Genomic DNA, 825 nt, shown 5'->3' with positions numbered 1-825 from the left:
GGCCGGGAGGGTGGCGGCCACACGGGGGAGGTCGCCACCACGGAGCTGCTGCCGCAGGTGGTGGACGCGGTGGACATCCCGGTGGTCGCGGCGGGCGGCTTCCACGACGGGCGGGGCCTGGTGGCGGTGCTGGCGCACGGGGCGGCGGGGGTGGCGATGGGGACGCGTTTCCTCCTCACGTCGGACTCCACGGTCCCGGACGCGGTGAAGGCCCGTTACCTGGCGGCGGCCGCGAAGGACATCACGTTGACGCGGGCGGTGGACGGGCTGCCGCACCGGATGCTCCGTACGGAGATGGTGGCGGAGCTGGAGGGCGCGGCGGGCCGGTTGCGCGCCCTGTACGGGGCGGTGCGCCGGGCGTCCCGCTTCCGCCGGCTGTCCGGCCTGAGCTGGCCGGGCATGGTCCGCGACGGCCTGGCGATGCGGCACGGCAAGGAGCTGAGCTGGAGCCAGGTGCTGCTGGCGGCGAACACGCCGATGCTGCTGAGGGCGGCGATGGTGGAGGGCCGGACGGACCTCGGGATCATGGCCTCGGGCCAGGTGGCGGCCCTGATCGAGGACCTGCCGAGTGTGGCGGGGCTGGTGGAGCGGATGATGGCAGACGCGGAGGGGATCCTTGCGGCCCTGGGCACCGGTTTCGGCCCGGACCGGGCGGACCCATCAAGCCCTTCCGGCGATTGAGGACAGTCTTTTGGCTGAGGCCAAGGACCGGGGCCAATTCCAGCCCGTCCGGCGATTGAGGACAAAGCCTCAGCCCCGGGGGTGGGGGGGGGGGGGGCCGCGGCGCCCCCCCCCCCCCCCCCCCCGCGGCATGTACACCCCCAA

1 protein-coding gene is annotated in these 825 nt (G+C 74.7%); it reads left to right on the top strand.

What is annotated here, in order from left to right; genetic code table 11:
• Positions 1–681 (top strand): NAD(P)H-dependent flavin oxidoreductase (locus tag JS521_RS35815; protein ID WP_205087012.1); only part of this gene is annotated, 681 nt, incomplete at its 5' end.
• Positions 682–825: the final 144 nt, after the last annotated feature.

Source organism: Streptomyces durocortorensis (genome assembly GCF_016901035.1).
In the GTDB taxonomy this organism is placed as follows: domain Bacteria; phylum Actinomycetota; class Actinomycetes; order Streptomycetales; family Streptomycetaceae; genus Streptomyces; species Streptomyces durocortorensis.
This window is presented reverse-complemented; position numbering and strand designations above follow the sequence as displayed.